Source organism: Streptomyces beigongshangae, assembly GCF_019710745.1.
Taxonomy (GTDB): domain Bacteria; phylum Actinomycetota; class Actinomycetes; order Streptomycetales; family Streptomycetaceae; genus Streptomyces; species Streptomyces beigongshangae.
The window spans coordinates 1-21,323 of record NZ_JAHKJW010000012.1; the positions used below are offsets into that span (position 1 = coordinate 1).

Annotated in this window: 20 protein-coding genes; 12 read left to right on the top strand and 8 right to left on the bottom strand. The window is 73.8% G+C overall.

The genetic code is table 11. From position 1 onward, the window contains the following. Positions 1-342, top strand: a 342-nt coding sequence (locus KM933_RS11565) for a helix-turn-helix domain-containing protein (RefSeq protein WP_221350992.1), incomplete at its 5' end; no start/stop codon positions are given. A gap of 109 nt (positions 343-451) precedes the next feature. On the opposite strand, the gene KM933_RS11570 is transcribed toward KM933_RS11565, so the two are convergent. Then, the gene (locus KM933_RS11570) at positions 452-874 is read right to left on the bottom strand and encodes a VOC family protein (protein ID WP_221350993.1); all 423 of its coding nucleotides are present in this window, start codon (positions 872-874) and stop codon (positions 452-454) included. Positions 875-1,023: 149 nt separating this feature from the next. Here KM933_RS11570 and KM933_RS11575 point away from each other — a divergent pair, with 149 nt between their 5' ends. Then, positions 1,024-1,692, top strand: a complete 669-nt coding sequence (locus KM933_RS11575; protein WP_221350994.1) for a ThuA domain-containing protein — start codon at positions 1,024-1,026, stop codon at positions 1,690-1,692. A 34-nt stretch (positions 1,693-1,726) separates the two neighbouring features. Here the strand turns inward: KM933_RS11575 and KM933_RS11580 are convergent, their stop codons facing one another. From KM933_RS11580 to mmuM, 3 genes are all read right to left on the bottom strand, one after another. Further along, positions 1,727-2,767: a LacI family DNA-binding transcriptional regulator gene (locus tag KM933_RS11580; protein ID WP_221350995.1), complete on the bottom strand. Its 1,041-nt coding sequence runs from the start codon at positions 2,765-2,767 to the stop codon at positions 1,727-1,729. A 181-nt stretch (positions 2,768-2,948) separates the two neighbouring features. After that, positions 2,949-3,923 (bottom strand): aldo/keto reductase, encoded by a 975-nt coding sequence (locus KM933_RS11585; protein WP_221350996.1) that lies wholly within the window; start codon positions 3,921-3,923, stop codon positions 2,949-2,951. Between the two features lie 212 nt (positions 3,924-4,135). Further along, positions 4,136-5,233 carry a homocysteine S-methyltransferase gene (gene mmuM / locus KM933_RS11590; protein WP_221350997.1) on the bottom strand — a complete coding sequence of 366 codons (1,098 nt, stop codon included), beginning with the start codon at positions 5,231-5,233 and terminating at the stop codon, positions 4,136-4,138. Between the two features lie 236 nt (positions 5,234-5,469). On the opposite strand from mmuM, the gene KM933_RS11595 reads away from it, so the two are divergent. From KM933_RS11595 to KM933_RS11605, 3 genes are all read left to right on the top strand, one after another. Next, positions 5,470-6,879 (top strand): RICIN domain-containing protein, encoded by a 1,410-nt coding sequence (locus KM933_RS11595; protein ID WP_221350998.1) that lies wholly within the window; start codon positions 5,470-5,472, stop codon positions 6,877-6,879. Between the two features lie 272 nt (positions 6,880-7,151). Continuing rightward, positions 7,152-7,601 (top strand): NUDIX hydrolase, encoded by a 450-nt coding sequence (locus tag KM933_RS11600; RefSeq protein WP_221351000.1) that lies wholly within the window; start codon positions 7,152-7,154, stop codon positions 7,599-7,601. Between the two features lie 55 nt (positions 7,602-7,656). Then, positions 7,657-8,577, top strand: a complete 921-nt coding sequence (locus KM933_RS11605; protein WP_221351002.1) for an NAD-dependent protein deacetylase — start codon at positions 7,657-7,659, stop codon at positions 8,575-8,577. On the opposite strand, the gene KM933_RS11610 is transcribed toward KM933_RS11605, so the two are convergent. The 4 genes from KM933_RS11610 to KM933_RS11625 form a co-directional block, all read right to left on the bottom strand. After that, a complete protein-coding gene (locus KM933_RS11610; RefSeq protein WP_221351004.1) occupies positions 8,564-9,289 on the bottom strand; it encodes a hypothetical protein in 726 nt (241 codons plus the stop codon). The genes KM933_RS11605 and KM933_RS11610 overlap by 14 nt on opposite strands. Positions 9,290-9,305: 16 nt before the next feature. Beyond that, positions 9,306-10,724, bottom strand: a complete 1,419-nt coding sequence (locus KM933_RS40245) for a prenyltransferase/squalene oxidase repeat-containing protein (protein WP_308013349.1) — start codon at positions 10,722-10,724, stop codon at positions 9,306-9,308. A 184-nt stretch (positions 10,725-10,908) separates the two neighbouring features. After that, on the bottom strand, positions 10,909-11,286 hold the full coding sequence (locus KM933_RS11620; RefSeq protein ID WP_221351006.1) for a peptidase M23: 378 nt from the start codon (positions 11,284-11,286) through the stop codon (positions 10,909-10,911). Positions 11,287-11,330: 44 nt separating this feature from the next. Then, on the bottom strand, positions 11,331-11,723 hold the full coding sequence (locus KM933_RS11625) for a peptidase M23 (RefSeq protein WP_221351007.1): 393 nt from the start codon (positions 11,721-11,723) through the stop codon (positions 11,331-11,333). Between the two features lie 415 nt (positions 11,724-12,138). On the opposite strand from KM933_RS11625, the gene KM933_RS11630 reads away from it, so the two are divergent. From KM933_RS11630 to KM933_RS11660, 7 genes are all read left to right on the top strand, one after another. Then, entirely contained in the window at positions 12,139-15,540 is a 3,402-nt protein-coding gene (locus KM933_RS11630; RefSeq protein WP_221351009.1) for an AfsR/SARP family transcriptional regulator, read from the top strand. 98 nt (positions 15,541-15,638) lie between these two features. Further along, entirely contained in the window at positions 15,639-16,298 is a 660-nt protein-coding gene (locus KM933_RS11635) for a M15 family metallopeptidase (protein ID WP_221351011.1), read from the top strand. Positions 16,299-16,374: 76 nt separating this feature from the next. Next, positions 16,375-17,121: an RNA polymerase sigma factor gene (locus KM933_RS11640; protein WP_308013350.1), complete on the top strand. Its 747-nt coding sequence runs from the start codon at positions 16,375-16,377 to the stop codon at positions 17,119-17,121. Continuing rightward, on the top strand, positions 17,109-18,014 hold the full coding sequence (locus KM933_RS11645) for a C40 family peptidase (RefSeq protein WP_221351013.1): 906 nt from the start codon (positions 17,109-17,111) through the stop codon (positions 18,012-18,014). Before KM933_RS11640 ends, KM933_RS11645 begins: the two co-directional genes overlap by 13 nt. 94 nt (positions 18,015-18,108) lie before the next feature. Further along, entirely contained in the window at positions 18,109-18,876 is a 768-nt protein-coding gene (locus tag KM933_RS11650; RefSeq protein WP_221351016.1) for a M23 family metallopeptidase, read from the top strand. Positions 18,877-19,237: 361 nt separating this feature from the next. Continuing rightward, positions 19,238-20,521 carry a serine hydrolase gene (locus KM933_RS11655; RefSeq protein ID WP_260333400.1) on the top strand — a complete coding sequence of 428 codons (1,284 nt, stop codon included), beginning with the start codon at positions 19,238-19,240 and terminating at the stop codon, positions 20,519-20,521. Positions 20,522-20,705: 184 nt separating this feature from the next. Further along, the gene (locus KM933_RS11660; RefSeq protein WP_308013351.1) at positions 20,706-21,176 is read left to right on the top strand and encodes a hemerythrin domain-containing protein; all 471 of its coding nucleotides are present in this window, start codon (positions 20,706-20,708) and stop codon (positions 21,174-21,176) included. Positions 21,177-21,323 lie beyond the last annotated feature (147 nt).

A 21,323-nucleotide genomic window follows, 5' to 3' on the forward strand; every position in this document is an offset into this window, starting at 1 on the left:
CTCGAAGCGGTGGCCCTGCGGCGGGCCGCCGGCGCCACGCCGCCCGACCGGCGGCTGGCGGCCGTCGTCACGGCCCTCGCCGCGGGCCGGACCGTCGCCTCGACGGCCGACGCGGTGGGCTGGAGCGAACGGCAGCTGCACCGGCGGGCGCTGGCGGCGTTCGGGTACGGACCCAAGACCCTGGCCCGCGTCCTGAGGCTGCAACGGGCGTTGTCGCTGGCGCGAGCCGGGACGCCCGCGGCGAAGACCGCCGCGGCAACGGGCTACGCGGACCAGGCCCACCTGACCCGGGAGGTACGGGCCCTGACGGGGTCACCACTGGGGGCGCTGCTCCGCCGTTGACGTGCTCCCGTGAGGGGCGCGGGGAGCCACGCGGGCAACCCACCACGATCCGCGCCTTCACACGGCGCGGGTGTCACACGGTGCGGGCGGGTGTCGCACGGTGCGGGCGTCACGCGGTGTCGAGGTGGGCGAAGAGGTCGACGCCGTTGCCGTCGGGGTCGTGGACGACCGCGTACCGCATGCCCCAGGGCGCGTCGAACGGCTCGAGTTCCGCCCCGTATCCCGAGGCCGTCAGCTCCCCGTACAGGGCGTCCACGTCCGCCGGACCGTCGCACAGGAAGGCCAGCCCGATCCGCCCCCCGCCCACCGGCGGCCGCCACCCCGGGTGGAACGAGCGGACGGTGTCCTCGGTGTCGAGCGCGAGCCGCAGACCGCCGGGCAGCTCCGCCTCGACGTGCGGCGCGCTCCCGGCCCCCTCGGGGAACACGAGCCCGAGACGGCGGTAGAAGGCGAGGGAGGCGGCCATGTCGGAGACGACGAGACCGATGAGATCGAAGCGCGGAGTCGTTCGCGCAGCCGTTCGTGAAGTCATGGGACCACCGTAGGGACGGTGCGGAACGCGGGTCTTGAACGAATCGGACGTCCGTACGCGGTGGAAACCCTCAGCTGCCGGGCGGCCGGGCGAAAGTTTCGGATGCCGTCGCCGCCCCGGCCCCCGCCCGCGCCATAGGGTCGGACCTCATGGCAGCACAGCGCCCCGCACCCCGCGTCCTCGTCCACACCCGCACCACGGACTACCGCCACGCGTCCATCCCGTACGGCATCGCCGCCGTACGGTCCCTCGGGGCCGCGCACGGCTTCACCGTCCACGCGACGGAGGACCCCGGCGTCTTCGAGGCCCCCCTCGACCCGTACGCGGCCGTCGTCTTCCTCTCCACCAGCGGCGACGTCCTGACCCCCGCGGGCCGGGAGCACCTGGCCGCGTACATCGATGCGGGCGGCGGCTTCGCCGGGGTGCACGCGGCCGCCTGCACGGAGTACGGCTGGCCCTACTACGGAGAGATGCTCGGCGCCCGTTTCGCCCGCCACCCCGACCACCAGCCGGGCCGGGCGGTGGTGGAGGACCGCGGCCATCCCGCCACGCACCACCTGCCCGCGGTCTGGGAGTTCACGGACGAGTGGTACGACTTCCGGGCGAACCCGCGGGGTTCGGTACGCGTGCTGGTCTCGGCCGACGAATCCTCGTACGAGGGCGGCGGGATGGGGGCGGACCACCCGCTCGCCTGGTGCCGCGCACAGGGCGGGGGCCGGGTCTTCTACACGGCGCTGGGCCACGCGCCGGAGGCGTACGAGGACCCGGACTTCCGCGGGCACCTGCTGGGCGGCATCACCTGGGCGGCCGCCCTCTGACCGCGCGCCCGGTCACCGCCCGGCTCGACCCCGGTCACCGCCCGGCTCGACGCGCCGCGGTGCTGGACCGCACGACCAGGCGCGTGGACAGCTCCGTCCGGATCCCCTCGGGCCGCTCCCCGGCCATCATCCGCACCAGCAGGCGTGTCGCCGTGGCGGCCATCTCCGCCAGGGGCTGGCGGACGGTCGTCAGGGGAGGCGAGGCCCAGTGCGCCCCGGGCAGGTCGTCGAAGCCGACCACACTGACGTCGTCCGGCACGGACACCCCCCGCCCGGCCAGCGCACGGTACGCACCGAGCGCCATCCGGTCGGAGCAGACGAAGACGGCCGTGGGCGGCTCCGGCAGATCGAGCAGCTCCAGCATCCCGCGGTGCGCGGAGACCTCGTCGAAGCCGCCGTACCGCACGTACTCGGTGCGATGGCGCAGCCCGGCCGCCGCCAGCGCGGACCGGTAGCCGGCGAGACGCGCGTTGCTGCACATCCTGCGGCGGTGGCCCGCGACGACGGCGATGCGCTCGTGGCCGAGCGAGAGCAGGTGCTCGGTGGCGGTCACCCCGCCGTGCCAGTTGGCGGCGCCGACCGAGACGACCCCGGGCGGCGGTTCGAGCACCGGGTCGATGAGTACGAACGGGATGCGGTGCTGGTCCAGCCAGGCGTACTGGGACGGGGTCGGCTCGGCGAGGTGGAACAGCACCCCGGAGGAGCCGCGGGCGGAGAGCTTGTCCAGCCAGTCACGCACCGGGCGGCCGCCGCGGGTCCGGGACAGGCCCGCCGAGACCACGACCTCCAGGCCCGCGTCGTGCGCCGCCTCCTCCGCCCCGTGCAGGACGGCGCCCGACCAGGAGCTGTCCAGCGAGTGCACGACGAGGTCGACCAGGCCGGGCGGCCTCACCGTGTCGAACCGTGGCCTGCGTACGTAGCCGAGCCGGTCGAGCGCCTCCGTGACCCGGCGGCGGGTCTCCGGTGCCACGTCCTCGCGGCCGTTGACCACCTTCGAGGCGGTGGGCACGGACACCCCCGCCTCGCGGGCGACGACCGCGAGGGTCGGCCCCGCCGCGCTCCCGGTACGCACCATGGAAGCCCACCTCTCCGGCCCCGTCCCGAGGGCCCGCGAAAGTTTCGGGTAGAAAGCGCTTCCTACAGTAAGGCCGTGCGAACTCGCCGTGGAAGAGCGGGTACCGGGCGGAATCGCACGGATCCGGAACGTGCGGCGTGCGGCATGCGGCGTACGGTCTGCGATCTGCCGAGGGAGCCGCTCAGCGCTCCATCATGCGCATCTGCGCCTCGTTGTGGGTGTCCCCGGCCGCCGGGGGCAGGCCGGTCAGCTGCGCGAGCTGTTCGTCGCTCAGCCGGACGGCGTCGGCGGCGACGTTCTCCTCGACGCGGGCCACCCGCCGGGTGCCCGGGATGGGCGCGATGTCGTCGCCCTGCGCCAGCAGCCAGGCGAGGGCGACCTGTGCGGGAGTGGCGTCGACCTGCGCGGCGACGGCGGCGACCTCGTCGGCCAGCCGGAGGTTGTGCCGGAAGTTCTCCTCGGCGAAGCGGGGGTTGCCGGTGCGGAAGTCGGTGGGACCGAACTGGTCGGTGGAGCGGATCGTCCCGGTCAGGAAACCGCGGCCGAGGGGTGAGAAGGGGACGAAGCCGATGTTCAGCTCGCGCAGCACCGGCAGGACGCGGGCCTCGGGGTCGCGGGTGAACAGCGAGTACTCCGACTGGACGGCGGTGACCGGGTGGACGGCATGGGCGCGGCGGATGGTGTCGGGCCCGGCCTCGGAGAGGCCGATGTGCCTGATCTTGCCCTCGGTGACCAGCTCCGACAGGACGCCGACGGTCTCCTCGATCGGGGTACCGGGGTCGACGCGGTGCTGGTAGTACAGGTCGATGCGGTCGGTGCCCAGGCGCTTGAGCGAACCCTCGACGGCGGCCCGGACGTTGGCCGGGCTGCTGTCCGTGGCCCCTTCGCGGCCGGTGTGGGAGATCAGGCCGAACTTGGTGGCCAGCACGACCTGGTCCCGGCGGCCCCTGAGGGCGCGGCCGACGAGTTCCTCGTTGACGTAGGGGCCGTAGACCTCGGCGGTGTCGATGAAGGTGACGCCCAGCTCCAGGGCGCGGTGGACGGTACGGACGGACTCGGCGTCGTCGGTCCCGGCGCCGGTGTAGCCGTGGGACATCCCCATCGCGCCGAGACCGATCCGGGCGACGTCCAGGTCGCGCAGTGTGATGTGCTTCATTGCTCTTCTCCTTCGCACGGGTCGCCTGTGGGCGAGAGTCGAACGGTCATTCTCCGGCCGGGGAGCCGCCGGGGACAGCAGGTCGCGCCGTGCTTCCCCGGCCGTGTCGCCGTCCGTCCCGCCGCGAGCGGACCGGCTGCGCCCGGTCCCTCCGGGGACGGGCCGGCGGAGGACCGGCGGAGGGAGCCGGGGGACCGGGAGGCCGCGGAGCGCTACCGCGCCTCGCGGCGCCGCGCGGTCTCCGCGGTCTTCGGCGTCTCTGCCGTCTCCGGCGTTTCCGCGGTCCTCGGCGCCCCGGCGGTCCTCGGCGTTCCCGCACTCCTGGCCGTTCCCGCACTCCTGGTCGTCCCCGTGGTTCCCACGGTCCCCGCGATCTCTGCGATCACCTCCGGCCCCACCCGGCAGCACCCTCCGATCAGCCGTGCTCCCGCCCTCTCCCAGGCGGTGACCTGGCCGGGGGCGAACGTGGCGCGGCCGCTCCAGGCACGCGCCCCCGCGTCCCAGGTCTCGCCGCTGTTCGGATAGACGACCACCGGCTTGCCGGTGACGCGCGCGGCGGTCGCCACCGCCGCCTCCACGTCCTGCGGCGCGCAGCAGTTCACCCCGACCGCGATCACCTCGTCCGCGTCGGCGGCCACCGCGAAGGCGTCCTCCAGCGGCTGACCGGCCCGCGTGCGGCCGCCGGCGACGCTGTACGACAGCCACGCCGGTACGCCCAGCCCGCGCACCGCTGCCAGCAGTGCCCGCGCCTCGTCGGTGTCCGGCACGGTCTCCAGGGCCAGGACGTCGGGCCCCGCCGCGGCCAGCACCTCCATCCGGGGGCGGTGGAAGCGCTCCAGCCCGGCCACGTCCAGCCCGTACCGGCCCCGGTACTCGGAGCCGTCCGCGAGCATCGCCCCGTACGGGCCCACCGACGCCGCCACCCACAGCGGTCCGCGGACGCCCTCCGCCCCGGCCCGCCGGGCCGCCTCCCGCGCCAGTGCGACGCTCGTCCCGAGGAGTTCGGCCGCGCGTGCCCTCGGGACGCCGCGCCGGGCGAAGCCCTCGAAGGTCGCCTGGTAGCTGGAGGTGATCACCACGTTCGCGCCGGCCCGGAAGTAGGCGAGGTGCGCCTCGGTGATCGCCTCCGGCCGCTCCAGGAGCAGCCGCGCCGACCACAGTTCGTCGCTCAGGTCGTGCCCGGCCGCCCGGAGCTGGTTGGACAGGCCGCCGTCCAGGACGACCGGGCCGGCGGCGAGGGCTTCTCCGAGGGAGCGGGGGGCGTCTCCGGAGGCGTACGGAGGGAAGGGGCCAGGACGGTTGCCGGTCATGCGACGACGCTAACCGAAGCGCCCCGGCGACACTTCCCGAAGCACCCCGGCGCCACTCCTCGGCGCACTCCCCGGTGCGGACCGGTGCGCGGACCGGCCCGCGCACCGATTCGCCCCCGACCCGTTGACCTCCCTGTAACACGCCCTTACCTTTTCGGCGTTCGCAATGACAGATGCTGTGCGAAATGCCGAACAATTCTGTTGGTTTTTGTGTCCCCCGAAGGAGCGTGCCCGAGATGAGACGTGCGTACGCGTTACTCCTCGCCCTCTGCCTGGCCCTGGCGGGCGCGCTCGTCGCCGCCGGACCGGTCCAGGCGGCGCCCCAGACCATCGCCAACGGCACGCAGTTCACCGCTGCCGGCGGCGGTCCGGTGCACGCCCACGGCGGCGGGGTCCTCAAGGTCGGCTCGTACTACTACTGGTTCGGCGAGAACCGGAACCCCGACAACACCTTCCACTCCGTGGACGTCTACCGTTCCACCGACCTGAAGAACTGGGAGTTCCGCAACCAGGTCCTGACCGAGGCGAGCCACCCGGAGCTGGCGACCGCCAACATCGAGCGGCCCAAGGTCATGTACAACGCGTCCACCGGCAGGTTCGTGATGTGGATGCACAAGGAGAACGGCGTCGACTACGGGGAGGCCCGCGCGGCGGTGGCCGTGTCCGGCACCGTCGACGGCGCCTACACCTGGCAGGGCAGCTTCCGGCCGCTGGGCACGCACATGTCCCGCGACATCACGGTGTTCACCGACACGGACGGCGCCGGGTACATGGTCTCGGCCGCCCGCGAGAACTACGACCTGCACATCTACCGGCTGACGGCCGACTACACCGGGGTCGCCGCCCTGGTCGCGGACCCCTGGCACGGCGGCCACCGCGAGGCCCCGGCACTCTTCAAGCGGGGCGGCGTCTACTTCATGCTGACGTCCGGGGCGACCGGCTGGAACCCCAACCAGCAGCAGTACGCCACGGCGACGTCCCCCGCGGGTCCCTGGACGGCGATGAAGAACGTGGGCGACTCCACGGCGTACGGCTCGCAGACCGCCTTCGTCCTGCCCGTGCAGGGGAGCTCGGGCACCTCCTACCTCTACCTGGGCGACCGCTGGGGCAACTCCTTCGGCGGCACGGTGAACGACTCCCGCTACGTCTGGCTGCCGCTGGCCTTCCCGACCTCGACCACGATGTCCATGTCCTGGTCGCCGGAGGTCACCGTCGACACGGCCGCCGGGACCGTCTCCGGGACGAGCGCCACGTACCACTCGCTGGTCGCCCGCCATTCCTCCAGGTGCGCCGACGTCACCGGCCAGTCGCTGTGGGCGGGCGCCCAGATCAAGCAGTACGCCTGCAACGGCGGCACCAACCAGAAGTACTGGTTCAAGCCGGTCGGCGGCTACTACCAGCTGGTGGCTCGGGGCAGTTCCCTGTGTGTGCGGGAGAACGCCGCCACCGTGACGCAGGAGAACTGCAACGCCTCGGCCACCGCCCAGCAGTGGTCGCTCACCACCACCGGCTCCTACGTGACCATCACGTCCCGTGCGACCGGCGAGTGCCTGGACGTGAACGGCGCGTCCACGGCGGACTCGGCCGCGGTGATCACGTACGCCTGCAACGGGGCCACCAACCAGCAGTGGACCAGGTCGGCATGAGGGCCGGCACGGGAAAGGCGAACTTCTCGTCCGGGGCCTGGTGCCGGAGCGCCTGGTGAGGTGAGCTGGACGCGCCTGGGGCGTCCCGACCGGAACCGGGGCGCCCCAGGTGCCTGCTCCGCGGCGATCGGCACGGTCGGCCCGGAGGAGGTGGCCGCCACCGGTCTGTCCGTCGGCTCCGACCGGTCCCGCCGGCGGAGGCACCCTGGTAGCGTTGGCGCTTTGGTGGGTATAAGACTCTGTGGACTCCGACCGGTGAGGACCCAGGAATCATGGACATCCCCGGTAACAAGCGACTGGCCGCGGCCGTCGTGATGCGCAAGGGCCTGCTCCTCCTGGTGCGCCGCAGTGAGACCGAGCGGTTCCTGCCCCGGGTGTGGGGCGTGCCCTGCGGGAAGCTGGAGCCCGGCGAGCGTCCCGAGGACGGCGTGCTGCGGGAACTCAAGGAGGAGACCGGGCTGCTCGGCGAGGTCGTCCGGAAGGTCGGCGAATCGTCCTTCGTGAGCGAGTACCGCGGGCAGGAGATCAAGAACTGGCAGGAGAACTTCCTGGTCAGGCCGCTTTCCTCACAGATCACCCTCCCCGAGCCGGACCAGGCCCACCGCTGGCTGAGCCCGGACGAACTGCACACCGTCGACATCGACGCGTACAACCTGGACATCGTGCGCCAGGCCCTCGACCGCCAGGCCCTCGCCCCGTCGTTCGACCTCAGCGCCCTGTGAGAGGCGCGCTCCGCGCCGTGCGGCCCATGAGCCGCACGAGTCGTACCCTGGCGGCATGCGCACCCGCCCCACCCTGAGCTGGACCCCCGCCGAAGACCTGCCCGCGGGCACCACGGACCCGGGACCGGTCGTCGACGCGCTGAGCGCCGGCGGTGTGCTGGTGCTGAGCGGGGCGGGCCTCTCCACGGAGTCGGGCATCCCCGACTACCGGGGCGAGGGCGGGAGCCTGAGCCGGCACACCCCGATGACCTACCAGGACTTCACCGCCGACGCCCGGCACCGGCGCCGGTACTGGGCGCGCAGCCACCTGGGCTGGCGCACCTTCGGCCGGGCCCGCCCCAACACCGGGCACCGGGCGGTGGCCGCGTTCGAACGGCACGGCCTGCTCTCGGGGGTGATCACCCAGAACGTCGACGGCCTGCACCAGGCCGCCGGCAGCGACGGCGTGGTGGAACTCCACGGCAACCTGGGACGGGTCGTCTGCCTCTCCTGCGGTGCCGTCAGCACCCGCCGCGAACTCGCCCGGCGGCTGGCGGAGGCCAACGCGGACTTCCGGCCGGTGACCGCCGCGATGAACCCGGACGGCGACGCCGACCTCACCGACGAACAGGTCGGCGACTTCCGCGTGGTGCCCTGCGCGGTCTGCGACGGCATCCTCAAACCGGACGTGGTGTTCTTCGGCGAGGCCGTCCCGCCGCAACGGGTGGAGCACTGCCGCACGCTGGTCCGTGAGGCGTCCTCGCTGCTGGTCCTCGGCTCCTCCCTCACGGTGATGTCCGGGCTGCGGTTCGTCCGCCAGGCTGCCCAGGCCGGGAAACCGGTACTGATCGTCAACCGCGACGTGACCCGGGGCGACCAGTACGCCCGCACCCGGGTCGCGCTCCCGCTGGGAACGACCCTCACCACCGTCCGCGACCGGCTGGGCCTCCCCGCCGCCACGCCCCCGGAGGAGGGACAGGCCCTCACGAACCCCTGAGCAGCTCCGCCAGCGCGTGCAGTTCGCCCAGGTAGTCCGCCGTCTCCAGCGGCACCTTCGGTACGGCCCCCGGGTGGGGCCCCGCCGCCGTGAACACGTCGGTGTGCCGGCGCCGGCCGCCGCCCGTCTCCAGGAAGAGCGTCACCGTCGGCTCCGCCGTGTCGCACCACGCCCGGTGCAGGGTGTGCGCGGGCAGGGCGTAGGTGCTGCCCGCCGCGTACTCCGCGACCTGGGTGAGCTGCAGCCGGGCCGGGCCCGCCGGCTCCAGCAGCCAGTCGGCCGAACCGTCCGCCAGGGACTCCTGGTAGCGGTCCGCCTCGATCCCGCCGTCACCACGGGGCGCGTACAGCTCCATCGCGAGCCGTCCCCGTACGACACAGGAGGCGAGGGGGGAGCGGTGGTTGTGGATGTCCTCCTTGCCGATCGCGCCCCGCCCGGGATGCCACAGATGGGCGCGCAGCATGTGGTGCGGGCCGCCGTCGACGAGCAGCAGCTTGTCGAAACCGAGGACGTGGCGGTACGAGAGCCGGGCGCACCCGTCCGGATCCCCCTCGCCGGACGCCAGTTCGGCGACCAGTTCCAGCAGGCGGCCGGCGGACCCCAGTTCGGCGACGACCGAGCGGGCCGCCGGGAGCCGCTCGTGCTCGGGCAGCCCGCCGTCCAGTGTGTCGGCCAGCAACCGCCGCGTCGCCAGGACCTGTCGGCCACCCATGCACGTTCCTCCCGGCTCAGCCGTTCGGTCGATCGGCCGGAGGGCGGTCGACCGGTGGTCGGTACATCCATACGGCATGCGCCCGCAGCGCCGAAAGACCCTGGTAGGTCATCCACACGGGACGGCGCAGCTCACTGGTGTCGTCGCGCATCCAGGTCCATATGCCGTCCGTCTGCCCGGCCCACACGGCGCTCGCCGCGCCGTCCAGCAGCTCGCGCCACTCGTCCTCGACGCCGTCCTCGCGCGCGATGTCGCGGGCGCCGGGGGTGAGGAGGGCGCGGACGAGCCAGGAGGCCGTGAAGTGGCGGACGTTCAGGACCTCGTGGCGGGACGGGTCGTCGGTACGGGGCCTGCGTATCTCCTCGCGGAGGTTGGACAGGTCGAGGCAGCTGTCGTGCGGGGCGTCCGGGCAGGCCAGCAGCCAGCGCACACCGTCCTCGCGGGCCGCGCGCGCGTTGCCGCTCTCGCCGCCCAGGACGCGGGCCGCGCGGTCGAGCGCCACCACCGCCTGGGCGGTGTGCAGCGCGGACGGCGGGCCGTGGAGCGGCGCGAGCCGGTACCCCCAGCAGCGGTGGTACCGGCGGCGTGGGTCGGTGACCGCGCCCTCGACGAGGTGGTCGCGCAGCAGCGGCAGCGCGGCCGAGTCGGGGGCGGCGCGCAGCAGACCGCGCAGCACGGTCGTCACGACGTGCGTCAACTCGCGCCCCGTACGGTCGAGTTCCGCGGTGAATCCGGCCTCGCACAGCGCCACCTCCGCGGCGAGCCGCTCCCGCGACGCCCCCGCCCGGGCGAGCGCGCCCAGCACGTGGGCGGTCACCTCCGGGCGGGCCTGGGAGCCCTGCGAGCGCGCCGACCAGCCGCCGTCCGGCAGGCGCAGCCGCCACAGCGTGTCCACCAGGTCGCCCGCGCCGATCCGCCCCTCCGGCATTCCGAGGTCGAGCATGATGTGCAGGCCGTACGCGGTGCCCACGGAGGTGGGCCGGCCGGGGCCGCTCTCCCCGAGGGAGTGCGACCAGCCGGTGAGCCGCCCGCGCACGGGGTCGTCGACGACGCAGATCTGCTCGGCGAGGGTGCGGTACGCGCCGGAGAAGAGGTCGGGCAGGGGGCCGGGCCCCGCGGCCGCGGCGCCGGGCGCCGTCGGCTGCCCCGCCGGGACGGGCGGGCCGCCCTCCTGCCTGGCCCGCAGCAGCGCGGCCGAGAGCCAGACCGCGACGACCGTCCCGAACCCGCTCACCACGGCGATGGCGTACCGCGCGGACTGGCCGCCGATGTTGTCCGGCAGGACACCCACGAGGGACTGGAACACCGCGTAACCGGCGGCCACGGAGCCGAACCCGCCCAGCCAGCGCACAAGACGCGCGGGCCGTGGCCCGTGCGGTACGTGCGGCTCGGGATCGGACCTCGACGGCCCCCGCCTCAACTGCTGTCGGGACAAGGCCCGCTCCCTCCCCCCAGGGCGGCACGTGGCACCGGCGAAGCTTCCAGTCTAAGTGGTGGGCGGGACGTGTGGGGTGGGGAGGGGAGGGGGTGTTTCCGTCACACACGCACACGCACACGCACACACACGGACACACGCGGCCCGGTGCGCCGGGGACGCACCGGGCCGCACGCCCGCCTTCTCAGTACGAGCATTCCGGCACGCCGGTCATCTTCTCGCCGCCCTGGAGGTAGATGTTGTTGATCCACCCCAGGTGACCGCCGGGCGTCCGTACGTACGACCACCACCGGTTGCTGTATCCGCTGTCGTGGACGGTCTCGCCCGCCAGCTGGCAGATCGCACCCACCGTCACGCGGGAGACGGTCGTGACGACGGGGCAGGAGCGGGACGGGTGGAACCAGCAGTCGGCGTCGGCCGGGTCGTGCCGGACGTTGACGTCGCTCGCCCAGACGTACACCGGCGTCTCCGCCCGCGCGGCGAGTGCCGTGGGCCCCGCCGCCGTCATGACGGCGGCGATCCCGGTGGTCAGCAGAGCACTGATCGAATTCCGTAGTTTCATGGAGGTCTCCTCGGTGGTCCGGTCCCGGGTCGGTGGGCGCGGTCTCAGTGGGCGCAGTCCTGGAAGTTCTGCGAGACACCGGGGACGGGCCCCCAGTTGTCGCCCGTGCTGATGTAGACCGCGCTGATCCAGCCGCGCGGGCCGCCGGCGTTCATCTGGACCCACCAGTCGTTGGCGTAGGGGCCGTCGACCACGGTGTCGCCCCTGCGCTGGCAGTACGCGTCCACGTTCATCGTGCTGACCTTGATCCTGTCGCCGTAGGTCGGGCAGGAGAGGGACGCGCAGGTGCGGATGTTGACGTCGGTCGCCCACACGTAGACCTGGGTGGTGCTGCTCGCGGCCTGCGCGGGCGTGGCGCCGAGGAGGGACGTCGCGGCGCCGCACACGGCTGCCGCCGCGACGGCCGTACGACGCAGGGGACTGGTTCGCTGGGACATGGGTTTCCTCCGGTACGTGCCTGGTGGTCCCGGCCGGTGGGCGCGGTCGGGAGAGTGACGGGCCGTCCGGCCGCGGCGTATGAGTTCCGCGGCGGGAAGAGGCGGGAAGAGGCGGGAAGAGGCGGGAAGAGGCGGGGGAGGGCGGGGAGAGGGGAAGGGCGGGGAAAGGCAATGGAATTCGTACGCGCGAACGCTCATACGGGCCGGCCGGCGCATCCGTCTGCCGGGCGGCCCTCGATCACGCCGGGGGCCGGAGAGGAGGGGGAACCGGCCACAGCGCACGCGTTTTCCGGTCATTCTTCGACGTCAGGGGATCACCACACAGCGGGACGGTGATCCTTTCCCAGGCGTGCCCGGGAACTTCCCGCCGGTAGGGTCCGTCACCACGACCGGGGACGCGAATCGGGGGACGGCGATGGACGTGCGCCTTCTGGGGCCTGTCGAAGTGCGGGACGAGGGCCGGAGAGTCCCGCTGAACGGTGCCAAACCGACGGCGATACTGGCCGCGCTGGTCGTCCACCTGGGCGAAGTGATCTCCGTGGACCGCCTGGTGGACCTGGTCTGGGAGGAGCGTCCCCCGGCCACCGCACGGGCGCTGGTCGCCTCGCACGTGTCCGGACTGCGCCGCGCGCTGGCCGCGTCCGGTGCGGCGGAGGTGGTCCGCACCCGTTCCCCCGGCTACCTCGTCGACCTTCCGCCGTCCCGGGTCGACGCCCGCCGCTTCGAGGAGGCACTGGCCCTGGGCCGGCGCCTGACCTCCCGGGGCCGGGCCGCCGAGGCCGCCGAAGTGCTGCGCGACGCGATGGCGCTGTGGGGCGGACGGGAGGCGCTGGAAGGGGTCGGGCAGTCCTTCGCCCGGGTGGAGGCGGCGCGGCTGGCGGAACTCCGGCTGACGGCGCAGGAGGAGCGGTTCGCCGCCGAACTGGCCCTCGGCTGCCGGGCGGAGCTGGTGTCCGAGCTCCTCGCGCACGTGGCCGCCGCCCCGCTGCGCGAACGGCCGCGCGGGCAGCTCATGACCGCGCTGTTCCGGACCGGGCGGGTGCCGGACGGGCTGCGGGTCTACGAGGAGGGACGCGAACTGTTCAGGGCGGAACTGGGGATCGACCCCGGTCCGGGGCTGCGGGCCCTGCACCAGGCGCTGTTGCGCGCGGACACCGACGTGCTGGGAGCGGTTTCGTCCGGCCCGGTCACGGCCCCGGTCACGGCCCCGGTCACGGGCCAGGGCCCGGTCCCGGCCGCGACCCCGCCTCCGACCCCGACCTCGACCTCTGCCCCGGTCACGACTTCGGCTCCGGTCCCGGTCGGCGGCGGAACCGGTTCGGCGGAGCCGCCCCGGAACGGGGACATCCCCGGCCGGCCGCCGGTACCCGTCCATGGCGCGGAACGTCCGTGGCGGGAAGCCGGCCACCCCGATCAACCCGGTCAACCCGGTCAACCCGGTCATCCCGGCCACCGCACGGGCGTCGCTCACCCTGACCGTGTCGACCGCGCCGGTCGGCCCGCGCCCTGTCATCTGCCGCCGGACGTGGCCGACTTCGTCGGCCGTGCCGAGCAGATCGCCTGGACCACGGCCCTGCTGGACGGCGTCAACGACGGATCACGGACCGCCCCACCCATCGGGGTGATCTCCGGGCGCTCCGGGGTGGGCAAGACCGCGCTCGCCGTGCACGCCGGCCACCGCGCGTCCGCCCGCTTCCCGGACGGCCAGATCTTCCTGGACCTGCGGGCATCCGACTCCGCGCCGCTGCCGACCGCGGACGCGCTGGCCCGGCTGCTGCGGGCGCTCGGCGCCGGTCCCGAGGAGCTGTCCGGCGACGAGGACGACCTCGTCGGCCTCTACCGCACCCACATGGCCCACCGGAAGGTCCTCCTCGTCCTCGACAACGCCGTGGGGGAGGCACACCTGCGGCCGCTGCTGCCGTCGGGCAGCGGCTCGGCCGTACTGATCACGAGCCGCCGGCGCCTGGTCGCCCTGGAGGGCGCGAGCCGCCTGGAGCTGACCGCCCCCTCCCGGACGGAGGCACTGGATCTCCTGGCCCGCGTCGCCGGCGGCGGGCGGGCGGACGCGGAACCCGTCCACGCCGCCGAGATCGTCGCCCTGTGCGGTCAGCTGCCCCTCGCCGTCCGCGTCGCCGGTGCCCGTCTCGCCGCCCGGCCGCACTGGACCCCGGCCCGCCTCGCCGCCCGGCTGCGCGACGAACGCCGGCGACTGGACGAACTCCAGGCCGGTGACCTGGAGGTGCGCGCCAGTCTGGGGCTGGGCTACGCCGACCTCGACGAGCAGGAGCGGCGGGCACTGCGCCGGCTGGCCCTGATGGACCTGCCCGACTTCCCCGCCTGGATCGCGGCGCCGCTGCTCGACATCACGGTCGACGAGGCGGAGGAGTCGGTGGAGCGGCTGGTGGACTGCCACTTCATCGAGGTGACCGGCGCCGACGGGACCGGCCGGATCCGTTACCGGATCCACGACCTCGCGCGGGAGCACGCCCGGGAGCGCTGTCTGTCCGAGGAGAGTGCCGAGGAGCGGGACGCCGCCGTGCTGAGACTGGCCGGCCGCTGGCTGGCGATGGCCGAGGTCGCCGCCTCCCGGGGGCCGGGGGAGGCCGCGCGGCTGCAGGTCGTCGCCCGGGACGGCGAACCCCTCGAACCGCACCTGCGCGAGGAACTGCTCGCCCGGCCCTCCGCCTGGTTCGCGGCGGAGCAGCCCTGCCTGCTCGCCGCCGTCAAGCACTGCGCGGACCACGGGCTGTCCCGCACGGCACGCGACCTGGCCGCCGCCCTGGTGGCCAGTTCGGCGGCCCAGTACAACCAGTTCGACGCCTGGTCCCGCTCGCACACCGTGGCCCTGGACGCCGTGCGGCGCACCGGGGACGTCGAGGGGGAGGCGTGGCTGCTGCACGGCCTGGGCGAACTGCGCCTGCAGCAGGACCGCTTCGAGGAGGCCCACGCCTTCTTCGGCGAGGCACTGGTCCTCTTCGAGCGGACGGGGGTGGCCCGGGGCGTCGCGGACGCGCTGGCCGGCATGGGCTCGGCCCGCCGTGAGCAGGCCCGCTTCGACGAGGCCCTGGAACTGATGGAGGGCCGCGCCCTTCCGCTGTACCGGGAACTGGGGGATGCCACGGGCGAGGCATGCCAGCACTACGGCATCGGCGTCGTGCACCGCGACCGGGGCGGGTACGACGACGCCCGGCGCGAGCTGTCCCGGGCGCACCGGCTCTTCGCGGCGGCGGGCGACCGGCACGGTGAGGCGCTCGCACTGCGCGGACTGGCGCTGTGCCACCGGGCCCGGGGCGAACTGGCCGAGGCGGAGCGGCTGCTGGGCCGGGCGCTGGACCTCTTCGAGGAGGCGGGAGACGCCTTCGGCGCGATGTACGCCGGGCAGTCGCTGGCGAAGGTCCACATCCGGCAGGGGCGGTTGCCGGAGGCGCGCGAGCGGCTCGACCGGTGTCTGGAGACCACCCGTGAGCGGCAGGACCGCTTCGGGCAGGCCCTGGTGCTCAGGACGCTGGGGGAGTGCCGGCTGGCCGCGGGGGCCTGGGACGACGCGGCCGGGTACCTGCACACGGCGCTGTCGCTGTGGGACGAGCTGGCCCTGCCGTTGTGGCGCGCCCGGACGCTGCGCGATCTCGGGGACGCCGCGGCGGGGCGGGGCGAGCGGGACGCGGCACGCGCCCGGCGGGAGGAAGCGCTCAAGATCTTCCGCGCGCTCGGCAGCCGTGAGGCCGACGAGGTCCGGACGACCGACGAGGTCCGGACGGCCGAGGCGGCCGGGGTGGCCGAGACGGCCGGGATGGCAGGGGCGGCCGAGAACGCGTAGCTCCCCGGGAGCTTGCAGACAGCCCCGCAAACAGCTCTGCAGACAGCCCTGCAGAGAATTTGCAGCGGTTCTGCAGGGCCCGCGCACACGCTGTGAGCGTGACAGAGATCATCCTTCTTTCGGATCGGCGGGTCGCCGCCACCCCGGTCGCCGAGAACGGCGATCCACTGGTCGACGCCCGCGAGGTCCACGCGCTGCGGGTCGACCCGCGGCAGGCCGACGGGGACGGGTCGTACGCGCACCTCCGGGCGGACGCACTGCGCCGGCTCCGGCTCGCCCAGGGCACGCTGCCCGACGGCGTCCGCCTGCTGATGGTGGAGGGCTTCCGCCCTCCGGAGCTGCAGAGCAGGTACTTCGACAGCTACGCCGACACGATGCGCCGGACCCACGCGGACGCGTCCGCGGACCGGATACGTGAGCTGACGAGCGCGTACATCTCGCCGCCGGAGGTCGCTCCGCACGTCAGCGGTGGCGCGGTCGACCTGACCCTGTGCACCGAGGAGGGCGTCGAGCTGCCGCTGGGGACCGAGGTCAACGCCACCCCGGAGGAGAGCGACGGGGGCTGCCGCACGGCCGCCGTCAACATCAGCGCCGAGTCCCGGGCCAACCGGCGGCTGCTGTGCCGGGCGATGACGGCCGCGGGCTTTGTCAACTACCCGACGGAGTGGTGGCACTGGTCGTACGGCGACCGGTACTGGGCACTGCTGAGCCGGGCACCGGCCGCCGAGTACGGTCCCGTCACCCGGAACAGTGCGTAGCGCAACGTGCGCACTCCGTTCGCCCTGCCCGCCGCACCCGCCGTTCCGACCTGTCCGACCAACCCGGGGGAAAACCGTGACAAGCACCTGCGCCGCGATGACGTCGTCGTCGACGACCGAGACCGAGACCGGGGCCGGGATCGAGACCGGGGCCGGGATCGCGGCCACCGTCGACCACATGACCGCCGCCGAGTTCGACGAGGCGTTCACCGCCGCGATGCCGAGGCTGCGCAACCGGCTGCTGGCCATGACGGGCAACCCGCACGACGCCGACGACCTCCTGCAGGAGACGTACCTGCGGCTGTCCCGCCGGGCCCGCGCCCGGGTACTGGCCCGCCAGGAACATCCGTACGCCTACACCTGCGCGGCCGCGCTGAACCTGCTGCGTGACTCCTGGCAGCGCCCCTCCCGCCGGGAGCACTGCACCGACCGGATGCCCGAGCAGAGCTGGGACGGCGGTTTCGCGGCGCGGGAGGCCGCCGTGGTGGCGACGGCGCTGCTGCGCGGTCTGTCGCCCAAGGAGGCGGCCGCGGTGATCCTCGTGGACATCGAGGGGCTGAGCCACGACCTGGCGGGCGAGCGGCTCGGTGCCCACCGCGGAACCGTGCAGCGCAACCGGATGCGCGGTCTCGCCAAGATTCGCGCGGCGGTCGACGCATACGAGACGTACTCCGGTCCCGTCTCCACCACGAGGGACGACGGGACCGCGCACCGCACGCCGGCGGCGTCCGGGACACCCGCCCGCGGTCCGGCCGGCCGGACCGGCCGGCACGAGCGTACGAACCACGACCGAACCCAGGGGGACACCGCATGCGCCGCATGAACCGCGCACTGGCGACGACGGCGGGAATGCTGCTCGCCGCCTCGATCTGCTGCGCCGGAACGGCGACGGCCCACGCGCCACGGCCGATCACGGCGGCACCTGCTGCCACCGCCGCCGCCAGCGCCACCGCCGCCGACTGCCGCCCCCTGGCGAGCGCCTCCGCCCAGGCGCGGGCCGTCGTCGAGGCCGCCTGTTCGCAGCTCGGCGTGCCGTACTCCTGGGGCGGCGGCTCCGTCCACGGACCGACGTACGGGCAGGACTACCCCGGCGGCGGGCCGGGCGCCCACGACAGCCGGGTGAAGGGGTTCGACTGCTCGCACCTGGTGCAGTACGCGGCCTGGCAGGGCGCCGGCATCGCGCTGCCCGAGGGCACCTGGAACCAGGCGAGGTGGAGCGGGGCCACCGCCCGCTTCACCCCAGGGCAGGGCCTGGCCCCGCTCCAGCCCGGTGACCTGGTGATGTGGGGCTCGGACCCCGCCAACCTCTCCAGCGTCCACCACATCGCCGTCTACCTCGGCGGCGGCAAGATGGTCGAGGCCCGCGAATCGGGCACCGCCGTGATGGTGAGCGACGTACGACTCAACGCCCAGTACGCCGGCGCGCTGCGCATCACCGGCGGTGGCGGCGAACAGCCGCCCGCGGACACCGAACGGTTCATGTCCTGGGGCACGGACGTCGCGCTGCGCGAGGAGCCCGCCACCGGCAGCCGGCTGGTGACCCGTCTGCCGGGCCCCACCCCGCTCGACGTGCGGTGCCAGGTCCACGCGCAGCTGGTCCACGCCGAGGGCTACAGCAACGACGCCTGGTCCTACCTCCCCCGGTACGACGCCTGGATCTCCAACATCTTCATCGACGACCCCGCGGCCTGGCTGCCCGGCGTCCCCACCTGCTGACCACCGGCACCGACACCGGCACCGGCACCCACCCACATCCGTTCCGCACCCGCTCCACACCCGTCCCGCACCATCGCACGGAGGAAGACACGTCATGCACGCTCTCCAGCACATCCGTTCCCGTTCCATCGGCCTGCTCGCCGCCGCCGTCGTCGCGACGGGGCTGGTCCCGCTCGCGGCCGGCTCCGCGCAGGCCGCGCCCGCTGCTTCCACGGGCTCCTGCCCGGCCGCGGGCCAGGTGACCCAGTGGTGGTCGTCGAGCGGCCACGACGGCGTCGACATCGCCAACGCCACCGGCACCCCGATCTACGCGGCCGGTGCCGGGCAGGTCATCGCCGCCGGTACCGCCAGCGGTTACGGCCTGTGGATCCGCATCAAGCACGACGACGGCTACGTGACCGAGTACGGCCACATGGACACCATCGGGGTGTCGACGGGCCAGCGCGTGAACAGCGGACAGCAGATCGCCACCATGGGCAACCGGGGCGTCTCCACCGGCCCCCACCTGCACTTCGAGGTGCAGACCGCCGCAGGTGGCCGCGGCATCAACCCGGTGCCGTACCTGGCGGACCGGGGCGTGAGCCTGCCGTGCTCGCCCGGCTCCGGCACCCCGGGCACCAACTTCAGCACCTGGGGCACCTCGGTCAACGTCCGCGCCGACGTCCGGCTGGACGCGCGGGTCGTGCGCACCCTCACCGGACCGACCCGGGTGTACGTGGAGTGCCAGAAGCGCGGCGACACGGTCAACGCCGAGGGCTACAGCAACAACGCCTGGTCCTACGTCCCGGCCCTCGGCGGCTACATCTCCAACATCTACATCGACCACGCGGACGCCTGGCTGCCCGGGGTCCGTGAGTGCTGACCGGCCCCACCGCACCCGCACGGGCAACCGCGCACGACGCCGCGCCCCCGCACCCTCGAACGAGGGTGCGGGGGCGCGGCCGACGGCCGACGGCCGACGGTCGGGCCGGTGCTGCCACGGAGTGAGCGGGGCGGTCGGCAGGGGCGGCGGGGAGCCGCCCCTCCGGGGGACGGGAACGGCGGCATCGTCGTATGAGCGCCGGAACGAGTGGTTCTCCTCCGGTCCGCCCTCATACGGGGCGGGTCACGATCACGTCCGGACAGTGAGGTGAACACCGCACCCCGTCGGCCGGATCCCGGGCGGCGCACAGGTTCCGCCCGTCCCGGTGCACGCCGGGGCGTCACACGCGTGAGAGGCCGACATGACCGAACCAGGCACTGTCCTGTCCACCCCCACCGCGCCCCGGCCACCCGCCCGGGCCGCCGGCACGGACCGGCCGCCGTCCGGGCGGCTCCGGCGGGTACGGCAGCTCCGGCGGGCGGGCGTCCTGTGCACAGCGGTGACGGCCCTGCTGTTCGCCGCTCTCGGCACCACCGCGACCGCCGTCGTACCCGAGGAGAGGCCGTCGCCGTCCGTGGCCCAGGCCGGGGTCCCCGCCGGGGTGACCGCCGGGGTCGCCGTCTTCGACCGGCAGACCGGCACGTTCACCGAACAGGTCAACAGCTCCGAGCAGTTCCGGTCGGCGTCCGTGGTCAAGCTGCTCATCACCCTGGACCTGCTGTGGAACCGCACCCCCGCCGGCCTCACGGCGGCGGACCGGGCCCGGGTGGACGCCATGCTGCGCGCCAGCGACGACACCGCGGCCAGTCACTTCTGGTCCACTCAGGGAGCCGGGGCGATCATCGACCGGATGGTTCCGCGGCTCGGCCTGACGGACACGGCCCGGCCGCCGTCCACGCACCCCGGCTACTGGGGGTACACGGCTCTGTCGGCGCGTGACACCGTGAAGATCTACCGCTACCTGCTGGACTCCGCTCCCGCCGCCGTGCGCGACTACGTCCTCGGCAACCTGCGGCAGTCCACCCGCTGCGCCTCCGACGGCTACGACCAGCACTTCGGCATCGCGGGCTCGTTCGACCGCCCCTGGGCCGTCAAGCAGGGCTGGTCGGGCTTCAGCTCCGGCGGCTGCACGGCCACGGCCGGCACCGCTGCCCGGAACGCGGACGGAGCGGACGCGGACGGAGCGGACGCGTCCGGTGCGCGGGCGGCGGCGGGTGCCGAGGCCGTGGACCTCGCGCGTCCGGCACTGCACACGACCGGTGTGGTGGGCGCCGGAGACCGTTCCGTCGTGGCGGTCCTCACGCTCCACCCGGCCGGCACGTCGTACGGCAAGGCATACACGGACCTGGGCCGGCTGACCCGCTCGCTGAACGTCCCCGGCGCCCCACGTCCGGCGGGCACCTGGGTCGGCACCTGGGGCAGCGGGATACGGGTCCGCGCCGAGGCGACGACCGGGGCGACCGCGCTCACCACCCTGCCCGCCGGCGCGGAGGTCCTGGTGAAGTGCCAGAAGCGCGGCCAGCAGGTCAGTGTGCCGCCCTACGTCAACGACTGGTGGGCCTATCTGCCCCAGTACGGCGGATACATGAGCAACATCTACCTCAGCTCACCGGACAACCAGGTGCCCGGGGTGCCGGTGTGCTGACCTCCCGGAACCCGGGGCGGCCCCGGACGGCCGCCCGGCACCGGGAACAGGCGGTGGGCACGGCAGGGCCGGACAAGCGTCGCGTGCCGGTGGCGGAACGTGTCAGGCATGTCAGGCATGTCAGGCATGGAAGCGTCGGACCGAAGGGGGCCGACGATGTGCGCGTCGCACCCTTCGTCCTCGCGTGACGGAGCGCGAGACGACCGGGCTCGTCGCCTGGAGCCGAGAACTCCGCCGGGTGCACGGCCGGCTGCGGGAAGCGCTGTCGGTGACGCGCGCCTCCCTCGCGGACGGCACTCCCGGTGAAGCGGCCACCCGTGAACTCCTGCTGTACTGCCATGGTTTCTGCGCGGCTCTCGACGACCACCACCAGGGCGAGGACCGCACCCTGTTTCCGGCGATCGCGGCCGCACATCCGCAGCTGCGTCCGGTGCTGCGCTCGCTGGAGCAGGATCACTCGATGATCGCCCACCTGATCGGGGGCCTCCGTGCCGCGATCGACCGGACCGCACCGCCCGAGGAGCTCGACCAGCACCTGGAGGGCATCGCAGCGATCATGGAGAACCACTTCCGGCACGAGGAAGGGCAACTGCTCACCGTGCTGGAGACCCTCAACCTGCCGGCCGCACCGGGGGAGGTGCTGGGCCCGCTGTGACCATCGGCCCGGCCCAGGGAACGGGGTTGTCCAGGATGGTTCCGACGCCCTGACCGTGCCAGTGAGGATCACCTCCCTTCCTGACCAGGAGATACGGCGCAACCGCGAAACTCGACGCCCGGACCGGCCGGATGACTTGAGTTTTCC